The sequence below is a fragment of the Pseudomonas sp. UFMG81 genome (genome assembly GCF_015354575.1).
In the GTDB taxonomy this organism is placed as follows: domain Bacteria; phylum Pseudomonadota; class Gammaproteobacteria; order Pseudomonadales; family Pseudomonadaceae; genus Aquipseudomonas.
The window spans coordinates 1-13,607 of the sequence record NZ_JACAFQ010000042.1; the positions used below are offsets into that span (position 1 = coordinate 1).

General features: G+C 65.1%; 16 protein-coding genes. 13 read left to right on the forward strand and 3 right to left on the reverse strand.

Features of this window, described 5'->3' with window-relative positions; translation table 11 throughout:
* Positions 1 to 275: 275 nt before the first annotated feature.
* Together IX761_RS23260 and IX761_RS23265 are read right to left on the reverse strand one after the other, a co-directional pair.
* Positions 276 to 1,223: a hypothetical protein gene (locus tag IX761_RS23260; protein WP_194791847.1), complete on the reverse strand. Its 948-nt coding sequence runs from the start codon at positions 1,221 to 1,223 to the stop codon at positions 276 to 278.
* Positions 1,224 to 1,554: 331 nt separating this feature from the next.
* Entirely contained in the window at positions 1,555 to 1,713 is a 159-nt protein-coding gene (locus IX761_RS23265; RefSeq protein ID WP_194791848.1) for a DUF6026 family protein, read from the reverse strand.
* 202 nt (positions 1,714 to 1,915) lie between these two features.
* Between IX761_RS23265 and gnd the strand changes: the two genes are divergently transcribed.
* The 5 genes from gnd to IX761_RS23290 all read left to right on the forward strand — a co-directional run bounded on the left by gnd (position 1,916) and on the right by IX761_RS23290 (position 7,301).
* The gene (gene gnd / locus IX761_RS23270; RefSeq protein WP_194791849.1) at positions 1,916 to 2,899 is read left to right on the forward strand and encodes a phosphogluconate dehydrogenase (NAD(+)-dependent, decarboxylating); all 984 of its coding nucleotides are present in this window, start codon (positions 1,916 to 1,918) and stop codon (positions 2,897 to 2,899) included.
* Positions 2,896 to 4,404: a glucose-6-phosphate dehydrogenase gene (gene zwf, locus IX761_RS23275; RefSeq protein WP_194791850.1), complete on the forward strand. Its 1,509-nt coding sequence runs from the start codon at positions 2,896 to 2,898 to the stop codon at positions 4,402 to 4,404. The genes gnd and zwf overlap by 4 nt, the downstream gene beginning before the upstream one ends.
* A 242-nt stretch (positions 4,405 to 4,646) precedes the next feature.
* Entirely contained in the window at positions 4,647 to 6,446 is a 1,800-nt protein-coding gene (locus IX761_RS23280) for a glycoside hydrolase family 15 protein (RefSeq protein WP_194791851.1), read from the forward strand.
* Between the two features lie 181 nt (positions 6,447 to 6,627).
* Positions 6,628 to 6,837 carry a DUF1737 domain-containing protein gene (locus tag IX761_RS23285; protein WP_194791852.1) on the forward strand — a complete coding sequence of 70 codons (210 nt, stop codon included), beginning with the start codon at positions 6,628 to 6,630 and terminating at the stop codon, positions 6,835 to 6,837.
* A 5-nt stretch (positions 6,838 to 6,842) separates the two neighbouring features.
* On the forward strand, positions 6,843 to 7,301 hold the full coding sequence (locus IX761_RS23290) for a GNAT family N-acetyltransferase (protein WP_194791853.1): 459 nt from the start codon (positions 6,843 to 6,845) through the stop codon (positions 7,299 to 7,301).
* 111 nt (positions 7,302 to 7,412) lie between these two features.
* Here the strand turns inward: IX761_RS23290 and glpT are convergent, their stop codons facing one another.
* Positions 7,413 to 8,765, reverse strand: a complete 1,353-nt coding sequence (glpT, locus tag IX761_RS23295) for a glycerol-3-phosphate transporter (RefSeq protein ID WP_194791854.1) — start codon at positions 8,763 to 8,765, stop codon at positions 7,413 to 7,415.
* A 223-nt stretch (positions 8,766 to 8,988) separates the two neighbouring features.
* Between glpT and IX761_RS23300 the strand changes: the two genes are divergently transcribed.
* From IX761_RS23300 to IX761_RS23335, 8 genes are all read left to right on the forward strand, one after another.
* Positions 8,989 to 10,032 carry a helix-turn-helix domain-containing protein gene (locus IX761_RS23300; RefSeq protein ID WP_228533899.1) on the forward strand — a complete coding sequence of 348 codons (1,044 nt, stop codon included), beginning with the start codon at positions 8,989 to 8,991 and terminating at the stop codon, positions 10,030 to 10,032.
* Between the two features lie 207 nt (positions 10,033 to 10,239).
* Entirely contained in the window at positions 10,240 to 10,728 is a 489-nt protein-coding gene (locus IX761_RS23305) for a DUF2589 domain-containing protein (RefSeq protein ID WP_194791855.1), read from the forward strand.
* A gap of 12 nt (positions 10,729 to 10,740) precedes the next feature.
* A complete protein-coding gene (locus tag IX761_RS23310; RefSeq protein ID WP_194791856.1) occupies positions 10,741 to 11,355 on the forward strand; it encodes a DUF2589 domain-containing protein in 615 nt (204 codons plus the stop codon).
* Positions 11,356 to 11,441: 86 nt separating this feature from the next.
* On the forward strand, positions 11,442 to 11,714 hold the full coding sequence (locus tag IX761_RS23315; protein WP_194791857.1) for a hypothetical protein: 273 nt from the start codon (positions 11,442 to 11,444) through the stop codon (positions 11,712 to 11,714).
* The gene (locus IX761_RS23320) at positions 11,714 to 12,019 is read left to right on the forward strand and encodes a hypothetical protein (protein WP_194791858.1); all 306 of its coding nucleotides are present in this window, start codon (positions 11,714 to 11,716) and stop codon (positions 12,017 to 12,019) included. Before IX761_RS23315 ends, IX761_RS23320 begins: the two co-directional genes overlap by 1 nt.
* Before the next feature lie 43 nt (positions 12,020 to 12,062).
* Positions 12,063 to 12,236 carry a hypothetical protein gene (locus tag IX761_RS23325; RefSeq protein WP_228533901.1) on the forward strand — a complete coding sequence of 58 codons (174 nt, stop codon included), beginning with the start codon at positions 12,063 to 12,065 and terminating at the stop codon, positions 12,234 to 12,236.
* Between the two features lie 39 nt (positions 12,237 to 12,275).
* Positions 12,276 to 12,665, forward strand: a complete 390-nt coding sequence (locus IX761_RS23330) for a hypothetical protein (protein WP_194791860.1) — start codon at positions 12,276 to 12,278, stop codon at positions 12,663 to 12,665.
* Positions 12,666 to 12,748: 83 nt separating this feature from the next.
* Positions 12,749 to 13,531: a glycoside hydrolase family 19 protein gene (locus IX761_RS23335; RefSeq protein ID WP_194791861.1), complete on the forward strand. Its 783-nt coding sequence runs from the start codon at positions 12,749 to 12,751 to the stop codon at positions 13,529 to 13,531.
* Positions 13,532 to 13,607: the final 76 nt, after the last annotated feature.

Below are 13,607 nucleotides of genomic sequence, written 5' to 3' on the forward strand. Positions count from 1 at the left end.
GTTGGGTTGGGTGGGCCTNGCGTGAGGAAGTCCCTTTGCGATGGCCTACTTAAGTCCTGACCTGCCCGTATTTCGGAAAGTTCGACTTTTTTACGTCACTTTTTCCGAGCAAAACGCGGGCCGAGTCCGCAGTGTAGGCGACGAAACGCAGTTTATGTGACTGCCTGGTCACTTAGCTGACGACCGTTCGTCCCCGCAAACGTTGGCGGGTTGTTGCAAGATGCTTCACCTAGTTATGGGAGCAAAGGCCGCCGAGGCGGCCTTCCCGGGGGGGGTCATGGGATGAAGGGTTTGAGCGCGTCGATTTTCTTGATCTCGGCCATCAGCGCAGTCTCTTCGGCTGTTGGATTGGCCAGGCCCTTGAGTTCGGTATAGCGCTCCAGTTTCTTGTAGAGCGAATAGGCTTGCAGTGTGGAATTGAGGAAGTTCAGGGTGTCGCGCGGTGTCCGCTCGTTGCCCTTGTCGATCTGCGTCAACAGGGTGGCGACCTTCTGGCTGAGCACATATTGCGCGCTGACCTGTGTTTGCGCAGACACGTTCATCACCATGTAGGACACAGTCGAAGGCTTGTTGTTGCGCACGACTTGCCCGTTGGCTTGAAGCCTGTAGAGGATCGGATCGACTGGCTGGGAGAACACGACATAGGTACCCTCCTGCAGGACGGCCATGCCGGGTCGTGGCGCCCCTGGGTACAGCGCGAAGGGGAACCGCACCACGTTCTGGTTTTTCTCCAGCGCCGACACCAAGGTTTCGATCAGCGTCGAACCGGTACGGGCGGCAAAGGTATAGGGCAGCATGGCCGGGAAGATGGCACCGACGGTCGTGACCATCTCGCCGAAGGCGGCGACAGCGGCCTTGCGCTCGCCGGTGTCGGTGTCGATCTCGAGCAGGTTCAACTCGATCCACAACGTGTCCCGCCCCGAATAGTCATCGGTGGTGTAGACGTTGCCGGCGAGCAGGTTGCGGATGGGTTTGCCGGTCGGTACTTCTTCTTCATAAAAATGAATGCGGCTGACCAGGGGCTGCTCACCCATCGAGACCTTGGACAGCACCAGCACGTCATTCCTGCCACGCAGGAACCCATCCAGATCTTGCGCGACCATTGCCGTCACTACATCGACGGAAAATGCCTGGGCCGCCTTGATCGGTTTGGATTTCAGTTCGTAGGGACTCACCAACTCAGTGGTGCCGGGCAGCACCAGCCAAACATTGTCGTCATTCATCTTCAAAGCCTCCTGATGGCCTTCAAGGGTGTGCCGGCCCATTGCGTCATGGCGAAGGGCGCCGCAAATGGTCAGGAAGGCGAATATGCGGGGTCGCCGTCCATGGCCGCGCATTGGGCAGCACGTGTTGCACTGCCTGACAGTGAAGGGGCGGGCTTGCGCAGTGTCAAAGCGCCGGCATATGAAATTTTGCTATTGCTTGGGCGGGCTGTTCGACGGCGCGGATTGAATGGTCGGTGGTCGTCGGTCGTTGCAAGTGTGCAGGGGGGCAACAGCGGCGTTGCACTTCAGGCAGGGACAGGCACCGAATGGCGCCCGCCAGGGGGGTGAGTCACGGGTTGCCGGTAGAACGGTTCTTTTCGAGCAACAGGTTCAGCTGCGCCACTTGCTGGCGCAGTTGGTCACGCTCGTCCTTCAGCTGGCGCAGCTCGTCACGGCGCACGGTGACATAGAGGGTCTGGGTGGGGGTTGCAGGCATCAGAGTACCCATGGACACACCTCGCGTTTCTGGCTGGTGACAATTGAGAGCGTAGTCACTACACGCGGCGCGCATTCTGAATTCTTTCTCCGTCGAACGGAACTTTTTTGTTTATCGTTGTCATGCCGTTCGTCGCTGAAACTCTAGAGCCAAGCGCTGTACTAATCTGAATGCCTTAACGGTTGTAATCCATTTCTAACGGGAGCGTCACCACATGCAATTGGGAATCGTCGGGCTGGGCCGCATGGGCGGCAATATCGCAAGGCGCCTGATGCGCGCCGGCCATCGCACCGTGGTTCACGATCGCAACCGCGAATCGATCGATACCCTCGAAGGCGAGGGCGCGCAAGGGGCCCACGACCTCGGCGCGCTGGTGCAAAAGCTCAAGGCACCGCGCGCGGTATGGGTGATGCTGCCGGCGGGCGAGCCCACCGAACAGACCATCGCCCAGCTGGCCGAGCTGTTGGAGCCGGGCGATGCGATCATCGACGGCGGCAATACCTTCTACAAGGACGATATGCGCCGCGCCGCGGAGCTGGCCAAGCGTGGCCTGCATTACCTGGACGTCGGCACCTCGGGCGGTGTGTGGGGCCTGGAGCGGGGCTACTGCATGATGATTGGCGGCGAAAAGGACGTGTTCGAGCGCCTGGAGCCGCTGTTCAAGACCCTGGCCCCGGGTGTCGGTGATATCCCCCGCACCCAAGGCCGCAGCGGCGAGCACGACCGTGCCGAGCACGGCTATATCCACGCCGGCCCGCCAGGCGCCGGTCACTACGTGAAGATGGTGCACAACGGCATCGAGTACGGCCTGATGCAGGCCTACGCCGAAGGCTTCGACCTGCTGCGCAGCAAGGGTGGCAATGAACTGCCAGAGGACCAGCGCTTCGACCTCAATGTGGCCGAGATCGCCGAAGTGTGGCGCCGTGGCAGCGTGGTCACCTCGTGGCTGCTCGACCTTACGGCTGACGCGCTGGTGGCCGACCCGCAGCTGCGCGAGTTCAGTGGTTCGGTGTCGGACAGTGGCGAGGGCCGTTGGACCATCGACGCCGCCGTCGAGCAGGCGGTGCCGGTGCCGGTGTTGTCCAGCGCGCTGTTCGCCCGCTTCCGCTCGCGCCAGCAGCAGGGCACCTACGGCGACAAGATCCTCTCGGCCATGCGCCTGGGCTTCGGTGGCCACGTCGAGAAGAAAGGCGAATGAGCAAACAGACCATCCCCGCCGCGCCCCCCTGCACCCTGTTCCTGTTCGGCGCCAATGGCGACCTGGTCAAGCGTCTGCTGATGCCCGCGCTTTACAACCTCAGCCGCGACGGGTTGCTCGACCGCAACCTGCGCATCGTCGGGGTCGACCACAACGCCGCCAGCGCCGAAGCGTTTGCCGAGCGCCTACATGCCTTCATGCTGGAGCGCGACCAGGGTCGTGAAGGCGCCGAGCGCTGCCTGGACGACAAACTCTGGGCGCGCCTGGCCAAGCGCCTGGACTATCAGACCGGCGACTTCCTCGACCCCGCGACCTACCAGGCCCTGGCCAAGCGCATCGACAAGACCAGCCATGGCAACGCCATCTTCTACCTGGCCACCTCGCCGCGCTTCTTCCCCGAAGTGGCCCAGCGCCTGGGTGATGCCGGCCTGCTCGACGAGTCCGCCGGGGGCTTTCGCCGGGTGGTGGTGGAGAAGCCCTTCGGCACCGACCTGGCCAGCGCCGAGGCCCTCAACGCCTGCCTGCTCAAGGTGATGAGCGAGCGGCAGATCTACCGCATCGACCACTACCTCGGTAAGGAGACGGTGCAGAACATCCTGGTCAGCCGCTTCTCCAACGGCCTGTTCGAGTCGTTCTGGAACAACCACTACATCGACCACGTGCAGATCACCGCCGCCGAGACCGTTGGCGTGGAGACCCGCGGCGCGTTCTACGACAACACCGGCGCCCTGCGCGACATGGTGCCCAACCACCTGTTCCAGCTGCTGGCGATGGTCGCCATGGAGCCACCGGCGGCGTTCGGCGCCGACGCCGTACGCAGTGAAAAGGCCAAGGTCATCGGTGCCATCCGGCCGTGGTCGCCCAAGCTCGCCCTGAAGCACTCGGTGCGTGGCCAGTACAGCGCCGGCAAGCAAGGCCGCAAGGCGTTGCCTGGTTACCGCCAGGAGGCCAAGGTGGCGCCCGACAGCCAGACCGAAACCTACGTGGCGCTCAAGGTGATGATCGACAACTGGCGCTGGGCCGGCGTGCCGTTCTACCTGCGCACCGGCAAGCGCATGAGCGTGCGCGACACCGAGATCGCCATCTGTTTCAAGCCCGCGCCCTATGCGCAGTTTCGCGAAAGCGAGCTGGAGCGGCCCAAGCCCAACTACCTGAAGATCCAGATCCAGCCCAACGAGGGCATGTGGTTCGACCTCCAGGCCAAGCGCCCGGGGCCTGAGCTGGTGATGGAGAACGTCGAGCTGGGGTTCGCCTACAAGGACTTCTTCAAGATGACCCCGGCGACGGGCTACGAGACGCTGATCTACGACTGCCTGACCGGTGACCAGACGCTGTTCCAGCGCGCTGACAACATCGAGAACGGTTGGCGCGCGGTGCAGCCGTTCCTCGATGCCTGGGCCAGCGAGCCGGGGGAGGTGCATGAGTACCCGGCGGGTGAGGATGGGCCGGAGGCGGGTAACGAACTGCTGACGCGTGACAAGCGCGAGTGGCACAACCTGGGGTGAGGCCAGACGCAGAAACTTCAGTGCGCCACCGCGATACCGCGCCATGCCAACAAGGCGGATAACCGCGGCTGTCCGCCTTGTTGGCATGACACAAGCCAGCGGCTATCACCCGGGGCCTCGCGCCCCGACCAGGAAGGCCACCATTTCGGTTTGCGCTTAGTCCCAGCGGAACGACCTTCTCCCCCCAGGCATCCAACCTCAAGTTCCAGGCTTTCAACCGCACCCCGCCCAAAGGAGCCCCGATGCCTGCCCCCATCGAAGACTACGCCCTGATCGGCAACTGCCGTAGCGCCGCCCTGGTAAACCGCGACGGCGCCCTCGACTGGCTGTGCCTGCCGCGCTTCGACGCCCCGGCGGTATTCGCCGCGCTGCTGGGCAACGAGGAAAACGGTCGCTGGCGCATCGCCCCCAGCGACCCCGTCGAAAGCAGCACCCGCCGCTACCTCGACGATACGTTGGTGCTGGAAACCACCTGGACCACCACCAGCGGTCGCGCCCGGGTGCTCGACTGCATGCCACTGGGCGATAGCAACGCAGTGCTGCGTATCGTCGAAGGGCTAACTGGGGAAACCGCCTTCGAGATGGACCTGGTGCTGCGCTTCGACTACGGCCGCAGCGTGCCCTGGGTGGAAAAGCTCGATGCGCTGACCGTCAGCGCGGTCGCCGGGCCCGACCGCCTGATCCTGCGCAGCACCACCGAAACCCACGGGCTCGACCACCACAGCGTGGCGCGCTTTCGCGTACGCGCTGGCGAGCGCCAGGTGTTCAGCCTCTGCCATCAGGCGTCGCACCTGCCCGTGCAGCCCGGTTGCGATGTCGACCATGACCTGGCGCAGACCATCGACCAATGGCAGGCCTTCGCTGCCCGCTGCCCCGAGGTCGGCCCCTACACCGACCAGGTGCGCCGCTCGCTGCTGACTCTCAAGGCCATGACCTACGCGCCCACCGGCGGCATGGTGGCCGCAGTCACCACCTCGCTGCCCGAGCGCGTTGGCGGCGAGCGTAACTGGGATTACCGCTACTGCTGGCTGCGCGACGCCACCATGACCCTGCTGGCGTTGATGAACCTGGGTTATTTCGACGAGGCCCAGGCCTGGCGCGAATGGCTGCTGCGTTCGGTGGCGGGCAACCCCGAGCAGATGCAGATCATGTACGGGCTGGCGGGTGAGCGCGACCTGCCCGAGTTCAGCCTGCCCTGGCTGGCGGGCTATGAGCATTCGCAGCCGGTACGGGTCGGTAACGCGGCCTCTGAACAACTGCAACTGGACATCTACGGCGAACTGGCCGACGCCATGACCCAGGCCATCAAGGGCGGGCTGCCGCGGCATCCGCGCAGTTCGGCCATCGCCCGGGTGATCCTGCCGTACGTTGAACGCATCTGGCGTGAGCCAGACGAAGGCCTTTGGGAAGTGCGCGGTGGCCGCCAGCATTTCGTGCATTCCAAGGTCATGGCCTGGGTGGCCTTCGACCGCGCAGCAAGCCTGGCCGAAACCACCGAGGAGGATCGCCAGCGCGGCAGGCATTACCGGCAGGTGGCGAACCAGATCCGCGACGAAGTCTGCCAGCGCGGGCTGGACAGTGCAGGGCGCTACTTCGTCCAGGCCTACGGTTCTAGCGAGCTGGACGCCAGCCTGCTGCAGATCGCCCTGACTGGTTTTCTGCCGGCGAGCGATCCGCGTTTTCTGCGAACCCTCGAACAGATTGAGCAGCGGCTGCTGCGCAACGGCCTGCTGCTGCGCTACGACAGCGACAGTTGCAGCGATGGCCTGACACCGGGGGAAGGGACGTTCCTGGTGTGCTCGTTCTGGTTGGCGGATGTGTATGTGTTGCTTGGGCGGCAGGACGAGGCGCAGGCGCTGTACGAGCGCCTGACCGGGTTGTGCAACGACGTGGGGTTGCTGGCCGAGCAGTACGACACGGCGGGGAAGCGCATGCTGGGGAATTTCCCGCAGGCGTTCAGCCATATCGGGATCATCAATACGGCATTGAATCTGCATCGGGCGCAGTGTCCGGTGCGGGATCGGGCGAGTGGTGGTTCCTGATGAAGATTCAAAAGACTTGCGCGATCCATGTGGGAGCGGGCTTGCCCGCGAACACGGGCGTAGCCCGTGCCATGCACCACGGTGCCTGCTTCGCGGGTGCACGCAATCCACGCAAGCGAGCGGCAGGCGAGAGGCTGGATATGCCATCATGCCCGCCCCTCGCATAGACAAGGACCGCGCAATGACCTCCACACCCCCCAACGGCTTGCCGGTCTACCGCCTGATCACCGGCAAGGACGACGCCAGCTTCTGCCGGCGTATTTCCGAAATCCTCGCCCTCGGCTATCAGCTGTACGGCTCGCCCAGCGTCACCTTCGATGCCGTCCAGGGGCATGTCGTGGCCGCCCAGGCGGTGCTGTGGCCGGGCCATGGCCAGGCTGCACAGGATTGAGCGCCATGCCTGCAGCCATCACCCTGCGCCCGGCCAAGGCCGAAGACGTCGACGCGATCACCACGCTGGTCGCCGAAGCCTATACCCCCTACATCGCCAGGATCGGCCGCAAGCCAGCGCCGATGCTGGAGGACTACGCCCAGGTGGTGCGTGACGACGAGGTGTTCGTGGCGGTGCAGGCCACGCGCATCGTCGGGGTGCTGGTGCTGCGGCGCGAGGGCCGTGAGTTGCTGCTGGTGAATGTCGCCGTGCTGGCAGCGTGCAAAGGGCAGGGCATCGGCCGATTGCTGATGGACTTCAGCGAGGCACATGGGCGTGCCGCAGGCTGTGTGGCGATCCGCCTCTACACCCATGAGCGAATGGTGGAGAACATCGAGATCTACGTCAGGTTCGGCTACCGCGAGACCGGGCGAGCAGTCGAGGATGGCTTCGCCCGGGTGTTCATGCGCAAGGCGTTGCTCTAGGCAGATCGAGCCTGCCAGCGCCAGCAACCGGTGGTCACGCGCCTGTGCCAGGCCGCCTGAAAACACGAAGCCCGGGGTAACAACCCCGGGCTTCGTCGTAAAGGGCTAGCGTCAAGCCAGCGCTTCACGCTCCACGCTCGCCGCCTTGGTATGGCGCAAGGTCGGCAGCAGGAAGACAATCGCCAGCACGCACGCGCTCACCAGCATCACGAAGCCGCCATCCCAGCCAAAGTGGTCGACGGTGTAGCCCATCGCCGCACTGGCCGCGACCGAACCGCCCAGGTAGCCGAACAACCCGGTGAAGCCCGCAGCGGTGCCGGCGGCCTTCTTCGGTGCCAGCTCCAGCGCCTGCAGGCCGATCAGCATCACCGGCCCGTAGATCAGGAAACCGATCGAGAACAGCGCGATCATGTCGATGGTCGGGTTGCCCGGTGGGTTCAGCCAGTACACCAGGGTAGCCACGGTCACCAGGGCCATGAACACGATGCCGGTCAGGCCACGGTTGCCGCGGAAGATCTTGTCCGACATCCAGCCGCACAGCAGGGTGCCGGGGATACCGGCCCACTCATAGAAGAAGTAGGCCCACGAGGTGGTGTCGACGCTGAAGTGCTTGGCCTCCTTCAGGTAGGTCGGTGCCCAGTCGAGCACGCCGTAGCGCAGCAGGTAGACGAACACGTTGGCCAGGGCGATGTACCACAGCAGTTTGTTGCACAGCACGTACTGGACGAAGATCTGCTTGGCGCTGAACTCCTGCTCGTGGCTTGCGTCGTAGCCCTGCGGGTAGTCGTTCTTGTACTGCTCCACCGGTGGTAGCCCTACCGATTGCGGGGTGTCGCGCATGGTGGCGAAGGCGAACACCGCCACCAGCACCGCTACCGCCGCAGGCACGTAGAACGCTGCGTGCCAGTCGTTGGTCCAGCCCAGGCCCAGCAGGAACAGCGGGCCGATCAAGCCGCCGCCGACGTTGTGGGCGACGTTCCACACCGACACCACGCCACCGCGCTCTTTCTGCGACCACCAGTGCACCATGGTCCGCCCGCTCGGCGGCCAGCCCATGCCCTGGGCCCAGCCGTTGATGAACAGCAGCACGAACATGATCGTCACGCTGGACGTGGCCCAATGCGCGAAACCGAAAATGAACATCACCCCGGCCGAGACCAGCAGGCCGAAGGGCAGGAAGTAGCGCGGGTTGGAGCGGTCGGACACCAGGCCCATGAGGAACTTGGACAGGCCGTAGGCAATGGCGATGGCCGAGATCGCCACGCCCAGCTGGCCGCGGCTGTAGCCCTCTTCCTCGATGAGGTAGGGCATGGCCAGGGAGAAGTTCTTGCGCAGCAGGTAGTAGCCGGCATAACCGAAGAAAATCCCGGCGAAGATCTGCCAGCGCAGGCGCCGGTAGGTGCTGTCGACGTGCTCGTCGGGCAGCGGTGCCCGGTGCGGGGCAGGGCGGAAGAAGGCAAACATGTGAAGCTCCCAGCTTGTTATAGGTATGCGGAAGCGAATATTACATTTTCGTTACAGAAAAAATCTCGGTTTTGCGTTGCGTGATTGTTGTTTTGTGAACGCGGAGCGACAGGCGCCGCACATCGAGTTACGCATCATCCGATGGAGATAGTGGCAAAGAGCTACAGCGTTGTCGGAAGTGGACCACTTTTCGGGCTCACCTATGGATAGATGAGCCTTCACTATGGATTCCATTGCTTCGCAACCTACAGCCGCTTCCGACCTTTCCCGCCACGCATTGCTCCCCCATCTTCAGATCACCACCGACACCTTCCCCACCTGGCGACAGACCGCCGACCTGCTGTTCAGCCCTGTGACGGGAGCAGGGCAGGGGTTCAGCGCCGCGCTGCAAATCTTCCACTTCCAACGTTTCCTGCTTTGCAGCGGCCGCCTTGACGCCGCGCGGTATGACCGCAACCGGGCGCGCCTGGGCTGGTGCGACCTGGACCACTACCTGCTGCATATGCCGTTGCAGCGTGGGTTGGCCTGCGCCAATGGCCTGCGCGTGCGGGCCCGGGATGTGGTGGTGCTCGATCTTGCGCAACCGGCGGCCTTTGGCATGGCGGCGGGTGAGGGCCTGAGCCTGTTGATCCCCCGCACGGCACTGTTGGCGCAGGATATGGGCCAGATGCACGGCCTGCATGTGCGCGGGGCCAGCCCGACAGGGCGCTTGCTGGCCAGCCTGTTGTCGGCGCTGGCCGTGGCGGCGCCTGGCCTCACCCAAGGCGAAGCGCTGCGCTTGAGCCAACCCTTGCTGGGCATGCTGGCGGCCTGCCTGGCCAGCGCCCAGGCAGGCCAGCACCTGGCGCAGGCGCCCGGCCCCTGCGAGATCGGGCGGCGGGCGCGGCTGTACATCGAAGGCAACCTGCACCGTGACGACCTCACCCCAGCCATGCTGGCCAAGGCCGTGGGTACCTCGCGCAGCCAGTTGTACCGGGCGTTCGAACGCTTCGGCGGGGTGCGTCATTACCTGCTGCAACGGCGCCTGCGCCGCTGCCTGCTGGCACTGGGCGAGCCGGCCAATGCCGGGCGGCGCATCGGTGACCTGGCCTATGCCCACGGCTTCGTCGACGAGGCGCATTTCAGCAAGGTGTTCCGCCAGGCATTCGGGCTGTCGCCGCGCGCGGCGCGCTCGGCGCTGCAACGGGGCGAGCTGGGCGCGGTGGCCCGTCAGGGCAGCGCCGGCTCGGCGCTGGCGCGCTGGGTGGCAGAACTGGCCAGCCAATGACCCGGCAACCTCTGGGACGCACAGCCAGGTTGTTGGGACGCCAGCCCCAGGACACGGCCCCGGCCCGGTCGTAGTCTGGGCTCACCTGATCAACCAACCATCCATCCAACCCGGTGCCGTTCGCAGGGCCACAACCCTGCACAGCGTGGGTACACACCGAAGCCACCTGGACGGCATCGGCACCGCATGTGACAAGGAGCGTCGGACGTGGCGAATCAATCCCTCCATCACCTCATCCAGAGCATCGCCGGCGCGGTCGCCGAGGCGCAGGACAAGATCCAGCGCTTCCAGGTGTCCACCGTGCGCCAGTACTTCGACGAGGACAACCGGCCAGTCAGCATCGACGTGCGCCTGCCCTCGCATTCCCCCGACGCACAAGAGGGCGAGGAACGCGTGGTGCGCGTGCCGCTGCTGTCCCTGGTCGGTGCCCGGCTGATGGCCGTCAAAGACATGGAAATCTCGTTTGAGGTCGGCCTCAACGCCGACGACGGCACGGCCGCGACCGTCGGGCAAACCAGCCCGGACGACGCCGGCTCCGGCTGGCCGAGCGAGACCCACAAGGCTCTGAACGTCGACCTTGGCGTTCGCCGTAATGGTGAAGGCGGGCCGCTTGCGCGCGTCACCCTCAAAGTCGAAACCCAGCCCCCTTCGGAGGGGATGGCTCGGCTGCTGCAAAACCTCGATAAATTGATCTAGGAGAGACACAAGATGGCTAACTTCTCGATGGGTGACCAGTTCCGCGGCCTGCCTATGGGCGACCTGATCGGCGGTCCGCTGACCGCCGCTTGCGACGCCCAGGTGCGCCTGGCCAATGCTACCGCCGACTTCATCAAGGTGATCGGCTTCCTGCCACCGGCGCCCGACCCGAACAACACCGACCCCAACCGCGTGGGGGACGTGCGCACGGTCAGCTTCCGCTTCGACCGCCCCTCCACCAGCAAGCCCGACGACGGCACCATCCCGATGGAGCGCGTCGAGCTGGAAGTGCCACTGCTGGCGGTGGTCAAGGTGCCGAACCTGTCGATCAACAAGGTCGACATCACCTTCGACATGGAGGTGAAGAACTCCGAGCAATCACGCGAAGCCACCGACGCCCAGGCGGCGATGTCGGCCGAGGCCAGTGTGGGCTGGGGGCCGTTCAGCGCCAAGGTGAACATCTCCGGCTCGGTGTCCTCGCACAAGGAGAACACCCGTTCCACCGACCAGTCGGCCAAGTACCACGTCGAGGTGCATGCCGCCGACGACGGCATGCCGGAAGGGCTGGCGCGGGTGCTGGACATGATCGCCACGTCGGTCGCACCGAAAGCCATCACCCAGCAGTAAGGGTGGGGCGGTGTAACGCCAGCCTTGTGGTTGCCTGAGCCTTAGCCAGGGTTGGCCGTCAGTCTTTTCCGGAAAGGAGTTCCGTGATGTTCGATCTAACGGACGTGGGATATGTGAAACGCATCGTCGTCGGCAGCACCGATCCGGAGAAGCTGACGTCGCAGGACGTGATCCAGGCGCAGACCGCGCTGCTCAACCGCTGCCTCAGCGAGCCGCCCAAGGGGCGCATCGTCGGCATCGAGAAAAGTTTCAACCTGCTCAACATCGGCGAGCACCAGGTGGTGCTGCAATCGCTGATCTACCACGTGGGCTTCGCACGCCGGCCGTTCTGGCTGGCCGACGACCAGGAGGCCTCGTGATGACCCACCTCGAAGAATTCATCCACGCCCTGGGTGGCGCCATGCAGTGCGCCCAGCAGGCTACGGGGCAACGCTGGCCGGGCATCCATATCGCCTCGATGGAGGTCGTGCTGGACGCGACCCTCGAAAACGGCGATGCCCCGGGCGCCCTGGCGCTGCGGATCGGCCGCCCGCCACGGCGCGACCAGTCACTGCATGTATTGAGCATCGCCGTGCCCGGCGATGCCCGCGAGGCCATCGTCGTGCGCCTCGACGGCCAGCTGTTCGGGCACTACGGGAGGCCCGGCGATGGCCAGGCGAACTGACCGCTCGATGCGGCTGCTGCTGACAACCACGGAGACTCGGACCATGCGCTCGATCATCAAGAACAAGGCTGGCCGCCCGGCGTCGATGTCCACCGGCAAGCGGGTGCTGTGCGCCATCGGCGCGGCCGTGCTGTCGGCCCTGGTGGCGCTTGGGGCGATCCAGCCCGAGCTGGCCCTGACCATCGCCGAGTGGGCGGGGCTGGTGCTGGCGTTCTGAACCACAGGATCACTCAACAACTTAACAAGGAGAGTCACCATGCGACATCTGACTGCTGCACTGGCCGGCGCCCTGGCGCTGGCCAGCCTGGCCCCGGCCTGGGCCAACGACCAGTACCAGGGCACCCTCAAGGATAACGGCCGCCCTGTGACGGTGACGTTGGCTATCGACGCCGGCGCGGGGCTGGGCAAAAAGGCAGGCACGGTTCGCTTCGCCGGCCAATGGGCCTGCGGCTTCGACCTGGAGTTCAACGGTGAGGAAAAACAGGTCAGCACCTACAGCCTCGACGGCAGCGGCGCCGGCCGTTGCGGCCCGCTGACCCTCGGCTACCTGCAAAGCCAGCGTGGCCCAGACGGCCTGAAGGTGCAGCTGTACACCCAGTCCAACAAGCTCGCCTACAGCCTCACGCTGGTACCGCCCGGCAAGTAACGCCTCCAACACGTTTCGCCGATAAGGCGCGGCCTGGCCGCAGCCCCACGGGGCGCGGCTTGCCCGGAAAAAGGAGCAAGCACATGTGTATCACCAATAGCGTAGGACCCGGCGGCAACAACGCCGCCGCCGATGTGCGCAGCCTGCAACTGCTGCTCAACCTCAACAGCGGGCAGCGCGGCTTCAGTTGCACGCTCGGCACCGATGGCCTGTGGGGCGCGGGTACGCGGGGTGCGCTGGAGCGCTTCCAGCAGGCGGTCGGCAGCCCGGTGGGCAAGCCGGTGACGCCGGGCGATGCAACCCTGGCGGCGTTGCGCGTGGGCCTGCCTGGCGGGCTGGTCGCACCCAAGCTGTGGCTGGCGTTGATCAACGCCAGCGGCGCGCGGATCGACGCGTTCCATCAACCGCTACTCGACGTGCTGACCCGCTACCGCATCGACACACCGCTGCGCATCGCCCACTTCCTCGCCCAGATCGCCCATGAGAGCGGCTGCCTGCGTTACACCGAGGAGCTGGCCTCCGGCAGCGCCTACGAAGGGCGCAAGGACCTGGGCAACCTGCAGGCCGGCGACGGCCCGCGTTTCAAGGGGCGTGGGCTGATCCAGCTCACCGGGCGGGCCAACTACCGCCAGTACGGCCAGGCCTGCAAGCGCGATTTCGAGGGCAAGGACGACCCCACCCTGGTCAGCAGCGACCCCGCCCTGGCGGTGGACGTCGCTGGCTGGTTCTGGGCCAACCGCAAGCTCAACGACTGGGCTGACAAGGATGACCTGCGCGAAGTCACCCGGCGGGTCAACGGCGGCTTCAACGGCCTCGACGACCGCGCCGCCTACCTCGCCCGGGCCCGCTGGCTGTTGATCGGCTGAACCCAATCCACCCCTTTTCGCCGGCAACGGCGGAGCCAGAGGACAACAACGTCCTGTTACCGCAAAAAAGGAGCTT

Bases quoted from the DNA above. Each gene is read 5' to 3' on its own strand.
- IX761_RS23300 (WP_228533899.1), top strand. From the start codon at position 8,989: ATGGATTCCATTGCTTCGCAACCTACAGCCGCTTCCGACCTTTCCCGC.
- IX761_RS23285 (WP_194791852.1), top strand. From the start codon at position 6,628: ATGACCTCCACACCCCCCAACGGCTTGCCGGTCTACCGCCTGATCACC.
- IX761_RS23290 (WP_194791853.1), top strand. From the start codon at position 6,843: ATGCCTGCAGCCATCACCCTGCGCCCGGCCAAGGCCGAAGACGTCGAC.
- IX761_RS23260 (WP_194791847.1), bottom strand. From the start codon at position 1,223: ATGAATGACGACAATGTTTGGCTGGTGCTGCCCGGCACCACTGAGTTG.
- glpT (WP_194791854.1), bottom strand. From the start codon at position 8,765: ATGTTTGCCTTCTTCCGCCCTGCCCCGCACCGGGCACCGCTGCCCGAC.
- IX761_RS23315 (WP_194791857.1), top strand. From the start codon at position 11,442: ATGTTCGATCTAACGGACGTGGGATATGTGAAACGCATCGTCGTCGGC.
- IX761_RS23320 (WP_194791858.1), top strand. From the start codon at position 11,714: ATGACCCACCTCGAAGAATTCATCCACGCCCTGGGTGGCGCCATGCAG.
- IX761_RS23330 (WP_194791860.1), top strand. From the start codon at position 12,276: ATGCGACATCTGACTGCTGCACTGGCCGGCGCCCTGGCGCTGGCCAGC.
- gnd (WP_194791849.1), top strand. From the start codon at position 1,916: ATGCAATTGGGAATCGTCGGGCTGGGCCGCATGGGCGGCAATATCGCA.
- zwf (WP_194791850.1), top strand. From the start codon at position 2,896: ATGAGCAAACAGACCATCCCCGCCGCGCCCCCCTGCACCCTGTTCCTG.
- IX761_RS23310 (WP_194791856.1), top strand. From the start codon at position 10,741: ATGGCTAACTTCTCGATGGGTGACCAGTTCCGCGGCCTGCCTATGGGC.
- IX761_RS23325 (WP_228533901.1), top strand. From the start codon at position 12,063: ATGCGCTCGATCATCAAGAACAAGGCTGGCCGCCCGGCGTCGATGTCC.
- IX761_RS23335 (WP_194791861.1), top strand. From the start codon at position 12,749: ATGTGTATCACCAATAGCGTAGGACCCGGCGGCAACAACGCCGCCGCC.
- IX761_RS23280 (WP_194791851.1), top strand. From the start codon at position 4,647: ATGCCTGCCCCCATCGAAGACTACGCCCTGATCGGCAACTGCCGTAGC.
- IX761_RS23265 (WP_194791848.1), bottom strand. From the start codon at position 1,713: ATGGGTACTCTGATGCCTGCAACCCCCACCCAGACCCTCTATGTCACC.